Genomic DNA, 325 nt, shown 5'->3' with positions numbered 1-325 from the left:
CAGGACTAGATTATGATATGAGCCGTATTGATGCCGTTTCAAGGCGTGTACCACATTTATGTAAAGTAAGCCCTGCTTCCAATTGGCATATGGAAGATATTGATCGTGCAGGCGGGATTAGTGCAATTTTGAAAGAGATGAGCCGAAAAGAAGGAGTACTTCATTTAGATCGTATTACTGCTACGGGGCAAACATTAAGAGAAAATATTGCTCATGCAGAGATTAAAGATAAGGAAGTTATTCATTCTCTTGAAAACCCTCATAGTGAAGAAGGGGGATTACGTATATTAAAAGGAAACCTTGCGAAAGATGGGGCAGTTATCAA

Annotated in this window: 1 protein-coding gene; it reads left to right on the top strand. The window is 39.4% G+C overall.

Annotation, left to right across the window (positions count from 1 at the left end; all coding sequences use genetic code 11):
* A partial coding sequence (locus MR079_RS28610) for a dihydroxy-acid dehydratase domain-containing protein (RefSeq protein WP_242295103.1) occupies positions 1 to 325 on the top strand: 325 nt, incomplete at both ends.

The organism is Bacillus cereus group sp. BfR-BA-01381, assembly GCF_022663555.1.
Taxonomy (GTDB): Bacteria; Bacillota; Bacilli; order Bacillales; family Bacillaceae_G; genus Bacillus_A; species Bacillus_A pacificus.
Note: the sequence above shows the minus strand (reverse complement) of the source record. Positions and strands in the feature narration are given on the sequence as shown.